Genomic DNA, 18,793 nt, shown 5'->3' on the forward strand with positions numbered 1-18,793 from the left:
GCAGCGCGCGATTGTGCGGTCGCTGCCGCTCAAAGGCTTAGGGCCAGGTGCGCAAACGGCCGCTGAGCTCTTCGGCCGGCATCGGCCGGGCAAACAGATAGCCCTGCTGCTGGGTGCAGTTGGCGGCGAGCAGGAAGTCGCGCTGGGCCTCGGTCTCGACGCCTTCGGCCACCACCTCGATATCCAGCGCCTCGGCCAGGCCCAGCACCGCGCGCACCAGCACGCAGTCGTCGGGGTCGTCGGGCAGGTCGCGCACGAAGCTGCGGTCCACCTTGAGCTTCTGCGGGCGCAGCAGCTTCAGGTAGGCGAGCGAGGAGTAGCCGGTGCCGAAGTCGTCCACCGCCAGCGACAGGCCCAGGCCGCGCAGCGCCTGGATGGTCTGCATGGAGGTTTCCGAATCGCTCATCACCGTGCTCTCGGTCAGCTCGATGGTGAGCTCGCCCTTGCCCACGCCGTAGGCGCGGATCAGCTCGCTGAGCTGGTCGATCAGGCGGGCATCGCGGAAATGGCTGGCCGAGAGGTTGACGGCGATCGAGCCCGGGTGGCGCCCCATGGTCTTCCAGCGCGCCAGCTGCTGGCAGGCGGCCTCCAGCGTCCAGGCGCCGATCTCGCGGATCTGGCCGCTGTCCTCGGCCACGGGGATGAAAGTGCCGGGGTAGAGCAGGCCACGTACCGGGTGCTGCCAGCGCACCAGGGCCTCGACCGAGCTGATGTTGCCGCTGCGCGCGTCCAGGATGGGCTGGTAGTGCAGCACCAGCTGGCCGCTGCGAATGGCCTCGGCCAGCTCGCGCTCCATTTCCAGCCGGGCGGCCAGGGCGGCGTCCATGTCCGGCTGGTAGAAGCTGTAGCGCGCGCGACCGGCCTGCTTGGCCTGGTACATGGCCATGTCGGCATGGCGCACCAGCTCGTCGAAGTTCTCGCCGTCCTGCGGGAACATGGCCACGCCCACGCTGGCCGACACCGTGGCCTGCTGGCCGCTGGCCAGCTCGAAGCCTTCGGAAAGCGAGCCCAGCATGCGCTGCACGATCAGCTGCACGGTTTCCACCGAGGCGGCCTCGCGCAGCAGCAGCAGGAATTCGTCGCCGCTGATGCGGCACACCAGATCCGAGCCGCGCACCGCGGCGCGCAGGCGCTCGCTCACGGTGAGCAGCAGGCGGTCACCCGCGGCATGGCCCAGGGTGTCGTTGATGTTCTTGAAGCGGTCCAGATCGACGAACAGCAGGGCCAGCTGCTGGCCGTTGCGGCGCGCGAACGAGGCCTCGTGCGTGAAGACCTCGCGGAACAGCGTGCGGTTGGGCAGCTGCGTCAGGTGGTCGTACATGGCCATCTGGCGCAGCTGGGTGTTCTTGGCCTCCATGTCGGCCAGCAGACCGTCGATCTGCTCGCCGGTGTGGTTCAGGTGCTCGCCCAGCTCGCCCAGCTCGTCGCCGCGGTGCCAGTCCATCACCGGGTGCGGCTCGCGCGCGGCGATGGCGCTGGCCTGGCGTTTCAGCACATCGATGGGGCGCACCAGGCGCCAGTACAGCACCATCAGGATGATGATGCCGCCCAGCACCACCTGCAGGCCGACGATGGCGGCGATCTGCGTCTGGCGCTCCTTGACCAGGCGCTCGGTGGCGCCGTCGTCGAAGGACACGGTGAGCGTGCCCAGCACCACGCCCTCACGGCGCACCGCCGCGGCCATTTCCACGGTCGGCCAGCTGGTGTCACATTTGCTCTGCTTGAGTTCCTTCGCACCCGGGCGGTCTTCCACCAGGCTCACGGCGCAGACGCTGACATCGGCCAGCAGCTGCTCGATGGCGCGCTGGGTGGCCTGGGTGTCCAGCACCCAGAGCGGGTCCACCAGCGAGGTCGAGGCCAGGTTCAGCACCGCCGCGCGCTGGCCTTCCAGGATGGGTTCGACGCTGCGGCGCATGAAGGCGTCGGACAGCGCCAGCACGATCAAGGCGGGCGCTGCGATGCCCACCACGACGGCGAGCAGGATCAACTGGCGCAGCGAAAGCTTGAAACGCGTGAGCATCAAGGGGTGGCGAAGGGAACTTCAACCATTCTGCGCCATGCCCGCCGGCCCTCAGGCTCGGGTCCACCCTCAGGGAATGACCTGAGTGCCATTCCGCCCACACCGCGCGCCCAGCGCCCTGGCAGGCCGGCCAGAGCCCGCCCACCTATGATGACCGGTTCCCCTGGAGACCCCCGCAATGTCAGGCGCAACAGCAGGTGAAGCGGCTTGGATCCGCGTGCGCGGCGCGCGCACCCACAACCTCAAGGCCATCGATGTGGACCTGCCCAAGCACAGCCTGGTGGTGATCACCGGGCTGTCGGGCTCGGGCAAGTCCAGCCTGGCCTTCGACACGCTCTACGCCGAGGGCCAGCGCCGCTACGTCGAATCGCTCTCGGCCTATGCGCGCCAGTTCCTGCAGCTGATGGACAAGCCCGAGGTCGATGTGATCGAGGGCCTGTCGCCCGCCATCGCCATCGAGCAGAAGGCCACCAGCCACAACCCGCGCTCGACGGTCGGCACCGTCACCGAGATCCACGACCACCTGCGCCTGCTGTTCGCCCGCGCCGGCACGCCCTTCTGCCCCGACCACGGCCTGCCGCTCGAAGCCCAGTCCGTCAGCCAGATGGTGGACGCCGTGCTGGCCCTGCCGGAAGGCAGCAAGCTGATGCTGCTGAGCCCCCTGGCGCGCGAAAAGAAGGGCGAGTTCACTGACGTGTTCACCGCGCTGCAGGCGCAGGGCTTTGTGCGCTTCCGCGTGGACGGCGTGACGGTGGAGGCGCCCGACATCCCGGCGCTGAAGAAGACCGAGAAGCACGACATCGACGTGGTGGTGGACCGCGTCAAGCTCGGCCCCGATGCCGCCACCAGCCTGCGCCAACGCCTGGCCGAAAGCTTCGAGACGGCGCTGCGCCTCTCTGAAGGCCGCGCCCTGGTGCTGGACATGGCATCCGGCCAGGAGCACCTGTTCAGCAGCAAGTTCGCTTGCCCGGTGTGCAGCTACGCGCTGGCCGAACTGGAGCCGCGCCTGTTCAGCTTCAACTCGCCCGCGGGCGCCTGCCCCAGCTGCGAGGGCCTGGGCCAGGTGCTGGGCTTTGACGCCAGCCGCGTGGTGGCCTTCCCTTCGCTCAGCTTGGCCAGCGGTGCGGTGAAGGGCTGGGACCGCCGCAACCCCTACACCTTCGGCCTGCTCGAAGGCGTGGCCCAGCATTACGGCTTCGCCATCGAAACCCCGTTCGAGGACCTGAAGCCCGAGCACCAGCAGGTGCTGCTGCACGGTTCGGGCGAGGAAGAGATCGAGTTCGCCTATGTGAGCGAATCGGCCAGCGGCCGCAAGCGCACCGTCAAGCGCAGCCACCCCTTCGAAGGCATCCTCACCAACCTGCAGCGCCGCTACAAGGAGACCGACAGCGCCGCCGTGCGCGAAGACCTGGCGCGCTACCAGTGCGCCCAGGCCTGCCCGGACTGCGAGGGCACGCGCCTGCGCCGCGAGGCCCGCCATGTGCACCTGCACAGCGCCGACCGCCCCGCGGACAAGGGCCGCGCCATCTACGAGATCGAGCGCATGACCCTGGCCGACGCCCAGGCCTATGTGGAAAGCCTGCACCTGAAGGGCGCCAAGGCCGAGATCGGCGCCAAGGTGCTGCGCGAGATCCATGCGCGCCTGCGCTTCCTCAACGACGTCGGCCTGAGCTACCTGAACCTGGAGCGCAGCGCCGAGACCCTGAGCGGCGGCGAGGCCCAGCGCATCCGCCTGGCCTCGCAGATCGGCAGCGGCCTGACCGGCGTGATGTACGTGCTGGATGAACCCAGCATCGGCCTGCACCAGCGTGACAACGACCGCCTGATCGCCACCCTGCGCCGCCTGCGCGACCTCGGCAACACCGTGATCGTGGTCGAGCACGACGAGGACGCCATCCGCGCCGCCGACCATGTGCTGGATCTTGGCCCCGGCGCCGGCATCCACGGCGGCCAGGTGCTGGCCCAAGGCAAGCCCGAAGAGGTGGCCGCCAATCCGGCCTCCATCACCGGCCAGTACCTCAGCGGCGTGCGCCGCATCGAGGTGCCCAAGCAGCGCCGCCCCTTCGGCCCCGACAAGCTCGTCATCAACAACGCCCGCGGCAACAACCTGCGCGGCGTCACCGCCGAGTTCCCGGTCGGATTGCTGACCTGCGTGACGGGGGTGAGCGGCTCCGGCAAGAGCACGCTGGTGAACGACACGCTCTACGCCGCCGTGGCCAAGAAGCTCTACGGCGCCCACACCGAGCCCGCGCCCTTCGACCTGCTGGAGGGCATGGAGCTGTTCGACAAGGTCATCAACGTCGACCAGAGCCCGATCGGCCGCACCCCGCGCAGCAACCCTGCCACCTACACCGGCCTGTTCACGCCCATGCGCGAGCTGTTTGCCGAAGTGCCCACCGCGCGCGAACGCGGCTACGGCGCCGGCCGCTTCAGCTTCAACGTGGCCGGCGGCCGCTGCGAAAGCTGCCAGGGCGACGGCGTACTGAAGGTGGAGATGCACTTCCTGCCCGACGTGTACGTGCCCTGCGACACCTGCCACGGCCGCCGCTACAACCGCGAGACCCTGGAGGTGCTCTACAAGGGCCTCTCCATCGCCGACGTGCTGGGCCTGACGGTGGAAGCTGCCCTGGCCCACTTCAACGCCGTGCCCGCCCTGGCGCGCAAGCTGCAGACCCTGATGGACGTGGGCCTGGGCTATGTGAAGCTGGGCCAGAGCGCCACCACCCTCTCCGGCGGCGAGGCCCAGCGCGTCAAGCTGGCGCTGGAGCTGAGCAAGCGCGACACCGGCCGCACCCTCTACATCCTGGACGAGCCCACCACCGGCCTGCACTTCGCCGACATCGAGCTGCTGCTCAAGGTGCTGCACCAGCTGCGCGACGCCGGCAACACCATCGTCGTCATCGAGCACAACCTCGACGTCATCAAGACCGCCGACTGGATCATCGACATGGGCCCCGAGGGCGGCGCCGGCGGCGGGCGCATGCTGGTGTGCGGCACGCCGGAGGATGTGGCGGCGCATGCGGAGAGCCACACGGGGCGGTACCTGGCGCCCTTGTTGCGGCGGCGGTGAGTCAAGCGTCGGCCTCTGAGTCAGTGGTCGGTGCTTGCGGGCATTCGTATTGGCGCAGCAGCAGCAGCACCGGCGCCACCAGGGCGCTGGTGAGCAGCGCGGCGCAGAACAGCAGCGTGGGCAGATCCGTGTGCGCGCCGTTGCGTGGCCCGCCCACGGCGGCACCGCTCATCGCATCCAACAGCAAGGCCAGCGGCAGCGCGCCCAGCAGCACCAGCACCGCCGTGCAGCGCACAATGCTCCAGCCATGGCGCGCCCGCGGGTTGCGGTGTTCGGGCTTGGGGCGGGAGATCAGCTCGGCGGCTAGGGTGGTCAGTGGCAGCAGGAGCAGCAGGGCCAAGGTTCCCAGGCCGCCGGCGAAGAGGACGGCCAGCAGCAGCAGGGTGGGTAGAAGGCAGAGCGCGAAGGCGGCCAGAAAGCGCAGGTCACGAAGCATGGTTGGGCTGCCCCTCGTTCTTGAGCGGCTGCAGTCAGCGAGCCATCACATAAAGGAGGCCGCCAACGCAAACCACCACAGGCAAGACCCAAAGCGCCCAGCCCAGTGTGACCGCAAGGTCCGGCCAGACCTTCTGCATGCCCCGAAATGCCAACCAAGCCACGGCGCTCCACACGAGCAACCAGAAGACGGCCGCAGCGCTGAGGATGAATAAGAAGAAAACCCCGCCTGCGCTGGGGTCGCCAACGCCTTGACCTCGGCTGCTGGGCAGGAATGCACAGGCGAACAGGCCCAGCATCAGCAGCAGGCCGCTGGCGAAGAGGAGGCGAATGGGTTGGGGCATGGGGCGGCTTGACGTGGTTCAGCTTTAGGCCATCAAACGCCTGACTACTCAGGCACCGGGCTTCGGCGGTAGCGGACAGAGGGTGTCGAGGTTTGGAAATTGCAGCGTCTCGTCTTCGCGAACCTGCTCAAGCACAGCAAGGTACTTGGCTGCCAAAGCCTGGTCGATGGGAGCACCACGTTCGCCCTCTGAAAACATGGCATGCAATGCCGATAGGGCAATGCGATGCCCCAACTTTCCCGCTTGCTGGTGCCAGTAGGCCGCTTGCCACCAGTCCTTCTTTCGGCTTTGGTACTGAAGCGCCAACTCAAACCCGGCGTCCGCTTCTCCCTGTTCCAAGGCGCAGCGCAGCATGGCCTCGCCAATCGGAAACACCCGTGTCGCCTCTGGCCCCGGGGGAATGGTGAAAAGCTTCTTCCCAACCAAATATTGGCCCTGGCGATTGCCTAGGTCGGCGGCGCGGCGGAAGTAGGCCAGGGAGGCCCCTCGGTCCTCGCGCACCCCGAAGCCTTGCTCTAGGAACATGCCCATGTTGTAGAAGCCGACGCCGATGTTGGCCTCCATCATCTTCTCGGCCCACTCCACGGCCTTGCGCGCGTTTTGCTTCACGCCAACGCCGTCACGGTAGGCAATGACGAGGTTGTTCATGGCCTTTGGGTGCCCGCGCTCCGCGGCCATTGTGAGCAGTTCGACATGACGGGCTAACAGGTCTTGTCTCTCCGTACGCATGCCTATGCTGTAGTGGCTCTTGGACTGCTGATACCAGGCCTCCGCGTCGGGGCCAGCAGAACGGACATCAAAGGTCTCATGGACGCACTGAAACTCCAGCGCTTTCCAGTCGTTTTCAGAGAGCATCTTTTTTCTCTTGGAAGTATTCGCTGCCGTTGCGATCAGTGCCGCCAGTAGTACTGTCGTAACGACGCAAATGGCAATCAGTCGGCCCGTATTGAGCGCTCGCACGTCAGTCCAAACGCATCGAGGGATTGCCATCGTCGAAAAACTCAAGCAACTTGTTCGCAGGGCGTTCGCCCCCCGCAACGTCGGCCCGGTTCGACTTGGAGGTCCGATCCCAAAACTCAAACTCCACTTTCATGTCCTCCCCCGGCACCCTGCCCGTGTGAATTCGCCAAAGGTGCTCCCGCCACCCCTTGGTCAACTGCGGTGACGGACAGGCGATATTCAGTTCGGTGTCGTTGAACAGGCTGCGCTCATTGATATTGGCCGAGCCCAGCGTGAAGAACACGTCGTCCACCAGCAGCAGCTTGGAGTGCACATAGATTGGCGCGAAAACATTGCGTGACGTGGGCTCGGTCATCGTGAAGATCGGAAAGCCCATGTCATCGGTGCGTCCGGTGTCGTAAGCCACGGGCTCCGTCACCTCTACACCCGAGCTGACCAAGCTGCACACCACCACCTTGAGTCCCGCCAGCTCGCTGGCGTGAACCGGTCGCTCTTTGTCCTCGTCCGCCTGATCCTTCTGGACCTTGGGCAGGCTGCTGGACTTGCCCAAGGCCTGCAGCATGTCGTACGTGTTCATCCGGCCCGCACCGTCGGGGACATTTGTGACCACGAAGACATGGATGTCCTGCTTGCATCCAGCTGCTTTGAGCTTCCGGTTGGTCTCGCGCAGCTTCAGTGCAATCTCGCGGTGTCGGAAGTACTGGTTCTCAAAGTAGGCATATCTGCGCGTGCTGGCGAGGGCCAGGTGATAGGACGCATTGATGCTGAGATCCCCATCCAACGGCTGGGTGCGCGTGATCTGCGCCATCGTCGGGGTCTCTTGCTGTACAGCCTTGGGCGCAAACGCTTCGGGTTTCAGGCTGGCACGCGAGGCAGGAATGGGTTGGTCGCTGCCGAACAGTGGCTGGGCTTTGGTCCAGGCCACGCTGAAGTTGTCGTTCAGGTCGTACAGCACCGGCCCGCGAACCCGGCTTGATAAATCCTGCCAGGGTTGAAAGTAAAGGCGGTCTTCGCTGTAGTACTCGTGTGCGTCGGTGTCCCAGTAATTGCGGTGCATGTTGTGGCCCATCACAAAGCCCACCGCATGCTCTGGCATTTCGTAGTCCACTAAAACCATCTTTTGGTGGTGCGAGGCGGCCTCCGTAAAGGCCAGACGCTGAGCCGTCTTGCTGGTCCAGCCGTTGCGCTGGATGAACTTCCACTCGAGTTCGATGCGCTCCATGCGGCCGTAGTTGCGCGTCCGAAACGATAGGCCGCTGGGCGCATCCTTGAACCATTTCCGGGTGAACTCTTTGGCCTCCGGGTCATCCCACACAACACCCGCGCTGCCGCGCCCGCTGGGACGACTCCCGTAGTCGTTGAATGGCCCCGCCTTACCCGGTGCATTGCCAGGTGCAGTGGATCCCACCCCAGAACCAATGCCAGCAGATCCGCCGCCGCTCCCCCCTAAGCCGTCACCGGGGAGGGTGTTCTCCTTGAAGCCTGCCAGGACATCCTTCCAGACGAGCACCCGCACTTTCACACCAGCTTTGGCCTTGTCGCGCAGCAGCTGCCCAATGCGAATGCCGTTGGGCGGCACAAAACGCATGCTCGGGTCAAAGCCCCAGCTGATGATGTCCACGCTGTGCCGCGCTGCACGGATGGCGGCCTCAACCGCAGCAAAGGCACGTTGGCCATTGACCAGCGGCGTCACGCAATTGCCTTCCCGCGGCGGGTACTTGGCCGCCTGCACAAACCAGGGCATGGTGCCATTGGCTTCTCGTCGGTTTTGCAGCCCGATAGGTGCGCAAACCAGAGGAATGGAAGGTGTGCTGCTCATGAGGTGTTGACTCAGTCGTTGCCCGCGTCAGCGCGGTGCTGATACAGACGGAAGGCGTCGCCTTCGTGATCGAACGGTGCCTTTCCGCCGGCACCTTCATGCCGGTAGTCGCGATAGCCTTGGTTGGCGAGCTTCTCGGCCAGGGCATCGAGGAGGATTTCTTCGACCTTGAGCTCGAAGCGTTGGCCGGTGACCAACTCAATGAGATACCGCTGGGTGCCTTCCTTGTGCTCCCAAATGAGGCCCCCGTCATCGTCTGCCAGGCCCTTCTGAAGCAGTGCCCCGTCCGCAAACAGCTTGTAGGGTTCGCCGGCGAAGTTGGTGAGGGCCGTCGGTAAGGATCCCAGCACAAAACGCACTTTGCGCTTGAGCGGATTGGTGGTGTCGTCGGGGAAGCGCGGCATCGCATACGGCACCTCCGCCGCCGCAATCAAATCCTTCATCGCCGCCTTCACCGTGATCGTCCCCGGCGCGATGACGTCGATCTTCCCGGCCTGGATCACGATGCAGGCCCCGCCACTCGTGGCCAGGGTGATCTTCTTCGCCGCGGCCCAGTCGATGTGCTGGGTCTGGCTGCCCACCGTCAAGGTCTGCTGGGCATTGACCTGCAAGGTGTCGCTCTGCGCTTGGATCGTGATGTCCTTGTGCCCGGCGATCAGGTTCAGGCCGCTGGCCGTCGCGCCGGATCCGGGCTCGATGGCCCCGGCCAGGATGCCGATGGCCTGGCCGGTGTGCAGGCGGTAGTCGTTGCCGACGGCCTGCTCGAAGTCTTCGCCTGCGGCCTCAGTGATGGTGTGGCCTGCGGCCTGGATGTGGTCCTGCCCCGCCACCTCGGTGATGCCACCCTGGCCCTGGAAGGCGATCACGGGCGCCACCGTGTGGGGCAGCTTGTCTCCCGCCGTGTTGCGCTCCTGCGCGTCCTTCAGCGCCTCGTCCCAGGCCGTGCCGTCCACCAGACCCTTGAGGGCGGTGAGCAGAGCGTGGGTGGGGGCTTCCTTCTCGGTCTGGACGCTGAAACTGGCCTTGACCGTGCCCAGGTGGGCCATCAAGGGTGGGACGAGGTGGGTGGTGGCGGATTGGCTCAGCACCTGGCCGAGCTGCTTGAGCTGCTTGGCGATGGCGATGCCGGGGGCGTTGTCGCCGGCGGGCTCCTGGGCTTGCGTGGGGGCGGTGCTAAGCAGTAGGCCTTGGCCGGCGCGCAGGCTCACGTAAGCGTCCGAGCGCAGCTCGAAGCCCTCGCCGCGGAAGCTGCCGCGGTGGTTGTCGGCCTGGTGGATCAGGTGGCCCAGATTGAGCTGGCTGGCGTGGGCACTGGAGTGCAGCTGCACACGCAGCTGGCCGTCGCTGTCGTCCAGCACGAGTTGGTTGTAGCCCGTGCCACCGTCCCATTCCTGGCTCTTGAAGCCCGACATCGCGCTGGCATTGCGCTGGCCTTCGGCGTCGAGTTCCTCGGGGCTGCCGCCATGCCAGGCCGGGGCGTGGCCCTGGCTCAGATTGCCTTGGCTGCTCGGGTTGTGGTCCGTTGAGAGCGCATAGGGCTTGCGGTCTTCCTCGCCGGCCAGGCCGCCCGGCGTGGCGGGCAGGGCGCCTTCGCCACGACCGTCGTACAGGCCGCCGATGACCTGCGGCTGCTCGATGTCGTCGTGGATGAAGCCGACCAGCACCTGCTGGCCCAGGCGCGGGATGAACTGGGCGCCGCCGAAGGCCCCGGCCCAGCTCTGCAGCACGCGCACCCAGATGGAGCTGGCGCCGCTGCTCGCAAAGCCCGGTAGGCCCTGGAAGTCGTAGCGGATGCGGATGCGGCCCATGGCGTCGCCATGCACCTGCGCGTCGCGCGGCTCGGCACTGCCGCTGGCATCGACCACGGTGGCGCTGAGCACGCCGGGGCAATCGGCCTTTGGATGGAGCTTCGTTCCTGCGGGCCGGTGGATGGCATCCAGCAGCGGAATCAGTTCGTCGTCGGGTTCGTCGATGGGCGCGGCGTCCACGCCCAGGGCCCACCAGGCCGGGCGCCAGGGCACGTCGACGCGGGCGGCGACGAAGCGGTTGGCGTAGCCGTTGATCGCCACCTGCTTCCTGAGCTCGGGGCCGACCCAGGCGGGCAGCGCATCCGCCCTGCGGTGCGCCCAGCCGCGGGTGGCCAGCTCGTCGCTGAGGGCCTTGGGCAGGTTGTTCAGGCCCACGTGGGCGATGGCCGATAGCAGCAGGGTCTTGGCGCGTGGCTCGCTGCTCTGCGCGTCCAGCGGGCTGCCCCGGATCTCGAAGCGCTGGCCCACCGCAAAGTGGCGCACGGTGCTGCGGCCAATGAAGCGCTTGTGCTGCACCTCCCAGCCTTCTTGCGCCAGGGTCAGGGCGCGGTCCAGCTGGTTGCGGCCCTGGCCTTCGAAGCCGACGCCCCAGCTGTGCTCGCCCAGGTGGGCGTAGTGCTCCAGGCGGGGTGCGGCTTCGCCCAGGGTGCTTTGGCTGATGACCGGCACCTCGGCTGCCACCACGCTGGCGGCGGCATGCTGGCTGGCCACGCCGCTCAAGAGCCAGGTGGGGATGAAGCGCGCCTGGCCCAGGGCTTGGACGGTGTCGCTGGTCTCGGTGGGGTTGTCGCGGTGGAAGCTCACCGAGCCCAGGTCCGGGCAGGCGGCCTCGCTGGGGCTGTCGGCCAGGATGACTACCGTGTCGCTGTCGCGCTCGAAGCGCAGCACCAGGCCTTCTTCGCGCAGCAGGCGCTGCACGAAGGCCAGATCGCTCTGGCGGTACTGCACCACGTAGGGGCGCTGGCCGGCCGCCGTGGTCCAGGGGGATTGGGCGAGGTGGGGGGCCACGCAGTCGGCGTATCGCCACTGGGCTTGTGGGGCGTAGGCGCCGAACACGGCGTCGAGGATCGCCGTGAGGGGCTGGTCCTGCCAGACCTGGCTGTGCTGGCCATAGCCCAGCAGCGAAAGCCAGGAGCCCAGCAGCAGGCGGTAGCGCGCCAGGCCGCCGTCGGCCTCTTCGGCTTCGATGCTGAGTACCAAGGCACTGCGGCAGTGCTCGCTGCCGTCGGGCAAACGCGTCAGCAGCTGCAGACGCTGGCCCAGCAGGGCGTCCAGGTCCAGCAGCGGGTTCTCGCTCAGGCACACCAGTTCGAGCGACCAGGGCTGGTTGAAGGCCTCGCGCTCGGCCCAGGCTTCCACCAGCAGTTCGTCCGGCCCCAGGGCCTCGCCCTCAAGGCGATAGAGCCGGCGCTCGGCGGTGAAGCTGCCGAGCAGAGATGAGAAAAGCGCGAGGGACATGACAGGTCCGCAGAAACAGGGCGGCGCGGATTGTGGGAAGCCGCGCGGCCTGTTGCGGGGTCGTCTTGCAATTACTCACCATCGCTTGCAATTGCAGTCCCCGCGTCTGCGGGGAGGCGGGGCCTGCCCGCTCTGTTCAGGGCTTGACGGCGACTTCGGCACCCAGCAAGCGTTGGCGCAGGGCCTGGGTGCGGCGGAAGAAGTCCAGATTCAGCAGCAGGCCGGCCAGGTGCAGATCGGTGCGGCGGCCATCGGGCTCGCGGAAATGGCCGCGCAGCACGCCCTCGGTCTCAAAGCCCAGGTGCCCGGCTTGGCGCTGCGCCGCCAGGTTGTTGGCGTAGAAGCAGGCGCTCAGACGCTCCACGGCGGCGCGCTGGGCCAGCCATTGGATGGCCAGATGCGCGGCCTCGATGGCCGTCCAGCCCTCGGGCTCGGGCAGGCCGATGAGGAACTCGGCGCGGCGCTGCGGCAGCGACCACTCGACCACCGAGATGAAGCCGCAGCCGCGGCCCTGGCGCTCGATGGTCCAGTGCAGCGCGCCGCTTTCTTCGGGGATGGCCCAGTACTCGCGCAGCAGGGCCTCGTGCAGGGCGCCATCGTCGGCCGGCAGGGGCTTAGCCAGGCGGTGGAAGCGTTGCATGAAGTCGCGGTCGCCCCAGCAGCGGCGCAGCAGCGCGGCGTCAATGGGGCCGCGGCGGCGCAGGCGCACCGTGCGGCCCTGCACGGGCTCCCACCAGAAGGCCTGGTGCTGCCAGGCCCAGCGCGCCAGCGTGGCGTCCTTTGGGCGTTGGGCACAGGCGGTGTCCAGCAGGGCCAGGGCGTCGGCACGGCGGCCGGTGCGGCGCAGGCGGCGCAGGTGTTGGGCTAGGGGTTCGCTCACGGCAGGGTCCAGGAAAAGTCGCGGGCAGTGTCCGTCACCGCCGCTGAGGCGGCGGAAAGTCAACGACCGACCTCGGTCGAGGCGAGGCAACCAATTGCTACGGTTGCGCCGGATGGGCCCCAACACAATGCCCGCCTTCATCAGAAGGGGGAGTCGACGATGGCCACGCTGCTGCTGTTCCGTTCCTGCGCCGGCCCCGAGGTGGCGGCCCTGCGCCGCGCGCTGGCCGAGCAACTCGGCGCCGATGCCGACGACTACCCCGGCCTGGCGCACGGCGAGCGCTTCGACGCCCTGTGCGAGGCCGCGCTGCGGCGCTGGCAAAGCGGTGTCGGCCTGCTGGCCGACGGCCTGCTGGGCCCGCTGGGCCAGCGCCTGCTGGGCCTGCGCGAGGGCTTCGAGCCCCTGCTGCCGCTGCACCAGGTGCGGGCGCTGTTTCCGGCCACCAAGCCCGCCAATGTGGAGCGCTACTGGCCCTATGTGGAAGCAGCGCTGCAGACCTGCGGCCTGATCGACCCGCTGCTGGTGCGTGCGGCGCTCGGCACCGTGCGCGCCGAGACCGAGGGCTTCCTGCCCATCCCCGAGGCGCCCTCGCGCTTCAACACCCGCGACGGCCAGGCCCCCTTCAGCAGCTACGAGGGCCAGGCCCGGCTGGGCAACACCGAGCCGGGCGACGGCGCCCGCTTCAAGGGCCGCGGCTTTGTGCAGTTGACCGGCCGCGCCCACTACCAGCGCCTGGGCGAACGCCTGGGCTTCGACCTGCTGGCGCAGCCCGATGCGGCCTGCGCCCCCGAAGTCGCCGCCCTGCTGCTGGCCCTGTTCCTGCAAGGCGTGGCGCCGCGCCTGCGCAAGGCCATGGCGGCGCGGGATTGGGCCGCGGCGCGCAAGCTCGTCAACGGCGGCACGCATGGGCTGGAGCGCTTTGCCGCCGTGTGCGCCTGGAACCCACCCGTGCAGGCCCGCGCGCGCAAGACCGAGGCGGCGCCAGCCACCGCCCGCAAGGACCCAGTGGACCTCCGCGACCGCCCCTACCTGCCCCCACCCACCAACCTGCTCAACGCCTTCCCGCCCGACACCGAGGTGCGCGCCGCCCTGCCCGCCTATACGGCCGCAGGGCTCATCCTCAACCAGGGTCAGGAAGGCGCCTGCACCGGCTTCGGCCTGGCCTGCGTGGTCAATCACCTGCGCTGGCGCGGCGCCGGCCGGCCGGCGGCATTCGAATCCGTCAGCCCGCACATGCTGTACCGCTTCGCGCGCCGCTACGACGAGTACGCGGGCGAGGACTACGAGGGCTCCAGCTGCCGCGGCGCGCTCAAGGCGTTCTTCAAGCATGGCGTGTGCCTGCAGACCGACTGGCCGCGCGGCGACGCGCGCCCGCGCTACGGCTACACGCGCCGCGCCGCCGAGCAGACCCTGGGCGTGTACTTCCGCGTGCAGCTGCGCGCCATCACCGATCTGCAGGCCGCCATCCAGCAGGTCGGCGCCGTCTATGCCTCCGCCGCCGTGCACGAAGGCTGGTACGCGCTGCAGCATGGCCGCGCCGACCGCCCCGGCCCGCAATCTCATGCGGACCTGCCGCGCATCGAGTTCAAGGGCGAGGCCCCGGGCGACGCCGGGCATGCCTTCGCCCTGGTGGGCTTCAACCGCGAGGGCTTCGTGGTGCAGAACAGCTGGGGCCCGGGCTGGGGTGCCGGAGGCTTCGGCCTGCTGAGCTACGCCGACTGGCTGAGCAATGGCATGGATGCCTGGGTGGTGGGCCTGGGCGTGCCCGGCGTGCTGGCCGGTCGCATCGAAGCACGCGCGCCCGGCGCCGGCAGCAGCGCGGCGCAGGCCGGCAGCGGCTGGTGGAGCGAGGAGCAGGCCTACCGGCACAGCGTGGTGCTGGGCGACGACGGCCGCGTGCACCGCTACCTGAGCGAGGACGAACCCACGCGCAGCCTGCTGCACCAGGTGGCCGCCCTGCCCGAGGCCCAGTTCCGCCGCGGCACGCCGCGCCAGCTGCTGGTCTACGCCCATGGCGGCCTGAACAGCGAGGGCGATGCCGTGCGCCGCGCCCGTGCGCTGGGCCGCCTGGCCCTGGCCAACGGCGCCTACCCGCTCTTCATGGTCTGGAAGACCGGCCTGCTGGAAACCTTGGGCAATCTGCTGCGCGGTGCCGCGCCCGCGGCCGGCCTGGGCGAGCAGATCAGCGAGCGCACCGACGCGCTCATCGAACGCACGGTGGGACGCAGCCTGGTGCGGCCGATCTGGAGCGAGATGAAGGCCAATGCCGAGCTGGCCTTCGAGGCCGGGCGCGGCGGCGATCTGTTCGTCTCCGCCCTGTTGCAGTTGGCGCAGGGCGGGCCGCTCAAGCTGCACCTGGTCGGGCATTCGGCCGGTGCCATCTTCCTGGGCCATCTCCTCAGCAGTCTGGCGCGGCGCGGCGGCCTGGGCCTGGTGCAGTCCGTCGAGCTCTACGCGCCGGCCTGCAGCATCGCCTTCGCCAACCGCCACTACGCCGCCCACCCTGGCGTGCTGGAACGCCTGCACCTGAACCTGCTGAGCGAGCGCCGCGAGCGCGAGGACGCGGTGGGCGGCATCTACCGCAAGAGCCTGCTGTGGCTGGTAGCCAATGCGCTGGAGACCGACCGCCGCACGCCCCTGCTCGGCCTGGCCGCCGCATGGGACCCGGCCTACAACAGCTGGGAGGGCAGCTCCAGCACCGCCGAGGCCTTGCGACAATGGCGCCGCGCCGTGGCCGACAGCGCGCTGCAAGAGCGCCTGCGCATCCTGGACGCCGACTCGGTTGCCACCGCCCCGGGAAAGCCTATCCGAGCCGACCACGGCTGCTTCGACAACGACCTCGACACCGTGCAACGCACGCTGGAACGCATCTGCGGCACGCCGCTGGCCGCGCCGCCGCAGGACTTGCGCGGGTTCTGAAACTGACAGACGGCGCTCAAGTGCGCCGCCCGCGCGGCCGATAGCAAGGCTTCATGACGCCTATGCGGAGGCCGTGATGAAGATCAGTTCCTCAGAGCTGGAGCTGGCCGCTGGCCATGCTTCCTGGCAGCGCCTGGAGCGCCGCGAAACCGACCGTGCCTGGATCGGCACCCGGAGGCCCGATTTCGACGGCCGGCCCAGCCTGCCCACGCGTGCGCAGTTCTCGCCCGCGGCCCAGGCGGTGGCGCAGGCGGCGCCCCCTTCCCGGCCCGCCACCGAGGCGGTGAGCGACCCGGCGCAGGCCAGTGCCGAGGCCGTGCGCCACGACCCACGCATGCAGCTGCTGCGCGCCATGCTCTGGCTGGTGTTCGGCGAGCAGCTGCCCGATCCGATCGACCGACTGGAAAGCCCCGGGGACGCGCCGGATGCGGCCGATCTGCGCCCGCCAGACGCCCCTGCCGCTGCCAACCCGACACCTGCGCCCACCCCGGCCCCCACGCCCCCGAGCGGCACGCAGCGCACCGTCGAGGAGACCCAGCTCTCCTTCGAATCCACGCGCTTCGAGGTGCAGGGCTCGGTGCGCACCGCCGATGGCCGCGAGCTGCAGTTCGAGCTCAAGCTGGAAATGAGCCAGCTGCACTTCGAACACCGGCGCGAGACCAGCGCGGTGCAGGACCCGCTGGTGTTGAACTTCGACGGCCCCGCCGCCGACCTGCTCGGCCCGCGCTGGGACTTCGACCTCGATGCCGACGGCGTGCGCGAGAACCTGCCCGGCCTGGGCCCGGGGCGCGGCTGGCTGGTGTTCGACCGCAACCAGGACGGCGTGGCCAACGACGGCAGCGAGCTCTTCGGCCCGCGCAGCGGCGATGGCTTTGCCGAGCTGGCGGCCCTGGATGCCGATGCCAATGGCTGGATCGACGAGAACGACCCGGCCTGGAGCCAGCTGAACGTGTGGCGGCCGGGCGGCGGCCTGCAGTCCCTGAGTGCGGCCGGAGTGGGCGCTCTCAGTCTGGCGCGCCTGGCCACGCCCTTCACGCTGCGCGGCGGCAACGGCACGGCCGAGGGGCAGCTGCGCAGCAGCGGCTTCTACCTGCACGAAGACGGCCGGCCGGGGCTGCTGCAGCAGGTGGACCTGCGCGTGTAGCGTCAGTTGCGGCGCCCGCCCGAGCAGGCCGGCTGGCTGGCGGGCGCCGCCCAACAGCTGGTCGGCAAGGAGGCCAGGCGCAGCAGGCGGCGCGAGGCGCTGTGCTGCACCTCCAGCGCGGCCTTGAACTCCGGGTAGCTGGTCAGCAGGCGGTCGAAGCTGCCGTCGGCCAGCGCCAGCTTCAGCCCCTGCTCGATGCGCTCGGCAAGCGGGGCGTTGGCGTCGTTGACGAAGAAGTAGAACGGCGCCTCGTAGTAAAGGAAGAGTTTGTCCTCGATGGCCAGGCCGAGCTCCTGGTACTTCTTGAAATCGCTCTGGATCTCGTAGATGCCGCGCGGAAAGAAGTCGAAGCGCTTGGCGGCCAGCATCTTGAAGAGGTTCTCGTGCCAGGCCGAGCCTTCCACGGTGAAGCCGTTGCGCCGCATGATCTTCGTGTCCACCCACTGCGAACCCAGGCCGGCTGTGAGCTTGCGCAAGTCGTCCAGGGTTTGGATGCGGTCGAAGCGCGCCTGCTCGCCCTGGCGGATCAACAGGATGCGGTAGTTGTTCAGCTCCTTCAGCAGCGACACCGGAATGGGCCGCAGCCCGGTGGTCAGGCCCGGGTTGGGGGCGGTGAACACGAGATCGATGAGCTGCCCGTTCTTCAGCTCGGTCACGGCGCGCTCCAGGGAAATCACCTCCTTGAGGATCTGCACCTCGTAGGGGCCATGGCTGTCCTGGGTCTTCTTCAGCGCCAACTCCAGCAGCTCGAAGAAGTAGCCCGGCCGGCCGTCCCGCGGGGCATCGAAGGCGGGCACGCGGATGCGCGTGGGCTCCGCCGCGTGCACGCCGCCCGGGCCCAGCGCGCACAGCGCGGCGAGCAGCAGGGCGCGCCAGGCCAAGCGCCCTTCGGTGCCACGGAACCAAGGAATCGGAAACAGGGTGCGCAAGACCATGCCGCAGATCCGTGGGCGGCCACGGATTCGTTGCGAGAGCCAGTTCAGGGAGCCCGGACGATACGGGGAACGGGCCGGACGCCGCTGGCGGTGGCACCGAAAAGGTCCACCGCCTGTGTGCTGTTCACGCCGCGGCCCGTGCTCCGGGGGCGCTGAGGCCGGGCTGCAACAGGGGTTCCTGGATCCAGGGCCGGGGGTCGCCGCGTTGCAGCAGCTCGCGCAGGGATTGCGGACTGCTGCCCGTCAGCGCGCGCAGCTCACGCGCCATGTGCGCGCCGTCGCAGTAGCCGCTGGCCTGGGCGATCTGCTCCAGCTGCACCAGCGCTCCCTGGGCGGGCTGACCGGGCCGGTGCAGCAGGCGCAGGCAGTGCTGCATGCGCAGCACGCGCAGCAGGGGCTTGGGGCTGAGGCCTTGCAGGGCCTGCACGCGGCGCTGCAGCTGGCGCGCGCTGCAGCCCAGTTGAGCCGCCCAGCCGGCCACATCGAAGCCAGCCCAGTCGAACACGGCCGGCGGCCACAGCGGTAGCACGCTCAGGCCCTGCAGACGCTCCAGCAGCCATTGCTCCAGGCGCCAGACCTGCTGGGCCGGGCTGTCGCCGGGGTGGATCAGGCGCAGCAGGGCCTGGGTTTCGGCGGCGCCCAGCAGGGCTTCGGCCGGCACGCGGGCTTCGAGCGCGGGGGCGCGCTGCGGCCCCAGCCAGGCGCCCAGCACGCCGGGCTGGGACAGCACGGTGGTGACGACCGGCTCGCCCCGGTAGCGGCGCAGGCCGGGGCGCAGACGCGGGCCGCAGAACTCGGCCCGGCCCACCGCCGCGCCGCTGTGGCCGTCCAGCAGCGTGCCCTCGCTGACGAGCGAGAGCGCGCCGCGCCACTGCGCCGGAAAGCGCTGCAGCGCGGGCAGCGGTGCTGCCTGCGCGCAGGGCCGGCGCAGTGCAAAGGCGTGCACGTACGGCGCCAGCGCCGGGGCGGGCGCCAGCAGGAGCACGCGACTGCCAAGCACC

The 18,793-nt window shown here is 68.9% G+C and carries 12 protein-coding genes; 3 read left to right on the forward strand and 9 right to left on the reverse strand.

From position 1 onward, the window contains the following. Nucleotides 1-37: 37 nt before the first annotated feature. Nucleotides 38-2,020 (reverse strand): putative bifunctional diguanylate cyclase/phosphodiesterase, encoded by a 1,983-nt coding sequence (locus tag ACE3QP_RS08125; protein ID WP_374435047.1) that lies wholly within the window; start codon nucleotides 2,018-2,020, stop codon nucleotides 38-40. 178 nt (nucleotides 2,021-2,198) lie between these two features. Between ACE3QP_RS08125 and uvrA the strand changes: the two genes are divergently transcribed. After that, complete coding sequence (uvrA, locus tag ACE3QP_RS08130) at nucleotides 2,199-5,090, forward strand: excinuclease ABC subunit UvrA (protein WP_374435048.1); 2,892 nt, start codon at nucleotides 2,199-2,201, stop codon at nucleotides 5,088-5,090. Between the two features lies 1 nt (nucleotide 5,091). Here uvrA and ACE3QP_RS08135 read toward each other — a convergent pair whose 3' ends face one another. The 6 genes from ACE3QP_RS08135 to ACE3QP_RS08160 all read right to left on the reverse strand — a co-directional run bounded on the left by ACE3QP_RS08135 (nucleotide 5,092) and on the right by ACE3QP_RS08160 (nucleotide 12,794). Continuing rightward, nucleotides 5,092-5,526, reverse strand: a complete 435-nt coding sequence (locus ACE3QP_RS08135; RefSeq protein ID WP_374435050.1) for a hypothetical protein — start codon at nucleotides 5,524-5,526, stop codon at nucleotides 5,092-5,094. A gap of 34 nt (nucleotides 5,527-5,560) precedes the next feature. Then, nucleotides 5,561-5,869: a hypothetical protein gene (locus ACE3QP_RS08140; protein ID WP_374435052.1), complete on the reverse strand. Its 309-nt coding sequence runs from the start codon at nucleotides 5,867-5,869 to the stop codon at nucleotides 5,561-5,563. Nucleotides 5,870-5,917: 48 nt separating this feature from the next. Next, on the reverse strand, nucleotides 5,918-6,724 hold the full coding sequence (locus ACE3QP_RS08145; protein WP_374435053.1) for a tetratricopeptide repeat protein: 807 nt from the start codon (nucleotides 6,722-6,724) through the stop codon (nucleotides 5,918-5,920). A gap of 106 nt (nucleotides 6,725-6,830) precedes the next feature. Next, a complete protein-coding gene (locus tag ACE3QP_RS08150; protein WP_374435055.1) occupies nucleotides 6,831-8,648 on the reverse strand; it encodes a phosphatidylserine/phosphatidylglycerophosphate/cardiolipin synthase family protein in 1,818 nt (605 codons plus the stop codon). 11 nt (nucleotides 8,649-8,659) lie between these two features. Further along, nucleotides 8,660-11,914: a contractile injection system protein, VgrG/Pvc8 family gene (locus ACE3QP_RS08155; protein ID WP_374435057.1), complete on the reverse strand. Its 3,255-nt coding sequence runs from the start codon at nucleotides 11,912-11,914 to the stop codon at nucleotides 8,660-8,662. 136 nt (nucleotides 11,915-12,050) lie between these two features. Continuing rightward, nucleotides 12,051-12,794, reverse strand: coding sequence for a GNAT family N-acetyltransferase (locus tag ACE3QP_RS08160; RefSeq protein ID WP_374435059.1), 744 nt, complete (start codon nucleotides 12,792-12,794; stop codon nucleotides 12,051-12,053). A 159-nt stretch (nucleotides 12,795-12,953) separates the two neighbouring features. On the opposite strand from ACE3QP_RS08160, the gene ACE3QP_RS08165 reads away from it, so the two are divergent. Then, on the forward strand, nucleotides 12,954-15,713 hold the full coding sequence (locus ACE3QP_RS08165) for a peptidase C1 (protein WP_374435060.1): 2,760 nt from the start codon (nucleotides 12,954-12,956) through the stop codon (nucleotides 15,711-15,713). 76 nt (nucleotides 15,714-15,789) lie between these two features. Beyond that, the gene (locus ACE3QP_RS08170; RefSeq protein ID WP_374435062.1) at nucleotides 15,790-16,857 is read left to right on the forward strand and encodes a hypothetical protein; all 1,068 of its coding nucleotides are present in this window, start codon (nucleotides 15,790-15,792) and stop codon (nucleotides 16,855-16,857) included. A gap of 2 nt (nucleotides 16,858-16,859) precedes the next feature. Here the strand turns inward: ACE3QP_RS08170 and ACE3QP_RS08175 are convergent, their stop codons facing one another. Next, the gene (locus ACE3QP_RS08175; protein WP_374435064.1) at nucleotides 16,860-17,792 is read right to left on the reverse strand and encodes a hypothetical protein; all 933 of its coding nucleotides are present in this window, start codon (nucleotides 17,790-17,792) and stop codon (nucleotides 16,860-16,862) included. A gap of 124 nt (nucleotides 17,793-17,916) precedes the next feature. Beyond that, complete coding sequence (locus ACE3QP_RS08180) at nucleotides 17,917-18,792, reverse strand: helix-turn-helix domain-containing protein (RefSeq protein WP_374435066.1); 876 nt, start codon at nucleotides 18,790-18,792, stop codon at nucleotides 17,917-17,919. Nucleotide 18,793: the final 1 nt, after the last annotated feature.

It is taken from the genome of Inhella sp., from assembly GCF_041912635.1.
Taxonomy (GTDB): Bacteria; Pseudomonadota; Gammaproteobacteria; order Burkholderiales; family Burkholderiaceae_C; genus Inhella.

What these genes read in the sequence shown, in the direction of transcription:
- uvrA (WP_374435048.1), top strand. Translation starts at nt 2,199, where the DNA reads ATGTCAGGCGCAACAGCAGGTGAAGCGGCTTGGATCCGCGTGCGCGGC.
- ACE3QP_RS08155 (WP_374435057.1), bottom strand. Translation starts at nt 11,914, where the DNA reads ATGTCCCTCGCGCTTTTCTCATCTCTGCTCGGCAGCTTCACCGCCGAG.
- ACE3QP_RS08170 (WP_374435062.1), top strand. Translation starts at nt 15,790, where the DNA reads ATGAAGATCAGTTCCTCAGAGCTGGAGCTGGCCGCTGGCCATGCTTCC.
- ACE3QP_RS08140 (WP_374435052.1), bottom strand. Translation starts at nt 5,869, where the DNA reads ATGCCCCAACCCATTCGCCTCCTCTTCGCCAGCGGCCTGCTGCTGATG.
- ACE3QP_RS08150 (WP_374435055.1), bottom strand. Translation starts at nt 8,648, where the DNA reads ATGAGCAGCACACCTTCCATTCCTCTGGTTTGCGCACCTATCGGGCTG.
- ACE3QP_RS08165 (WP_374435060.1), top strand. Translation starts at nt 12,954, where the DNA reads ATGGCCACGCTGCTGCTGTTCCGTTCCTGCGCCGGCCCCGAGGTGGCG.
- ACE3QP_RS08135 (WP_374435050.1), bottom strand. Translation starts at nt 5,526, where the DNA reads ATGCTTCGTGACCTGCGCTTTCTGGCCGCCTTCGCGCTCTGCCTTCTA.
- ACE3QP_RS08125 (WP_374435047.1), bottom strand. Translation starts at nt 2,020, where the DNA reads ATGCTCACGCGTTTCAAGCTTTCGCTGCGCCAGTTGATCCTGCTCGCC.
- ACE3QP_RS08145 (WP_374435053.1), bottom strand. Translation starts at nt 6,724, where the DNA reads ATGCTCTCTGAAAACGACTGGAAAGCGCTGGAGTTTCAGTGCGTCCAT.
- ACE3QP_RS08175 (WP_374435064.1), bottom strand. Translation starts at nt 17,792, where the DNA reads ATGGTCTTGCGCACCCTGTTTCCGATTCCTTGGTTCCGTGGCACCGAA.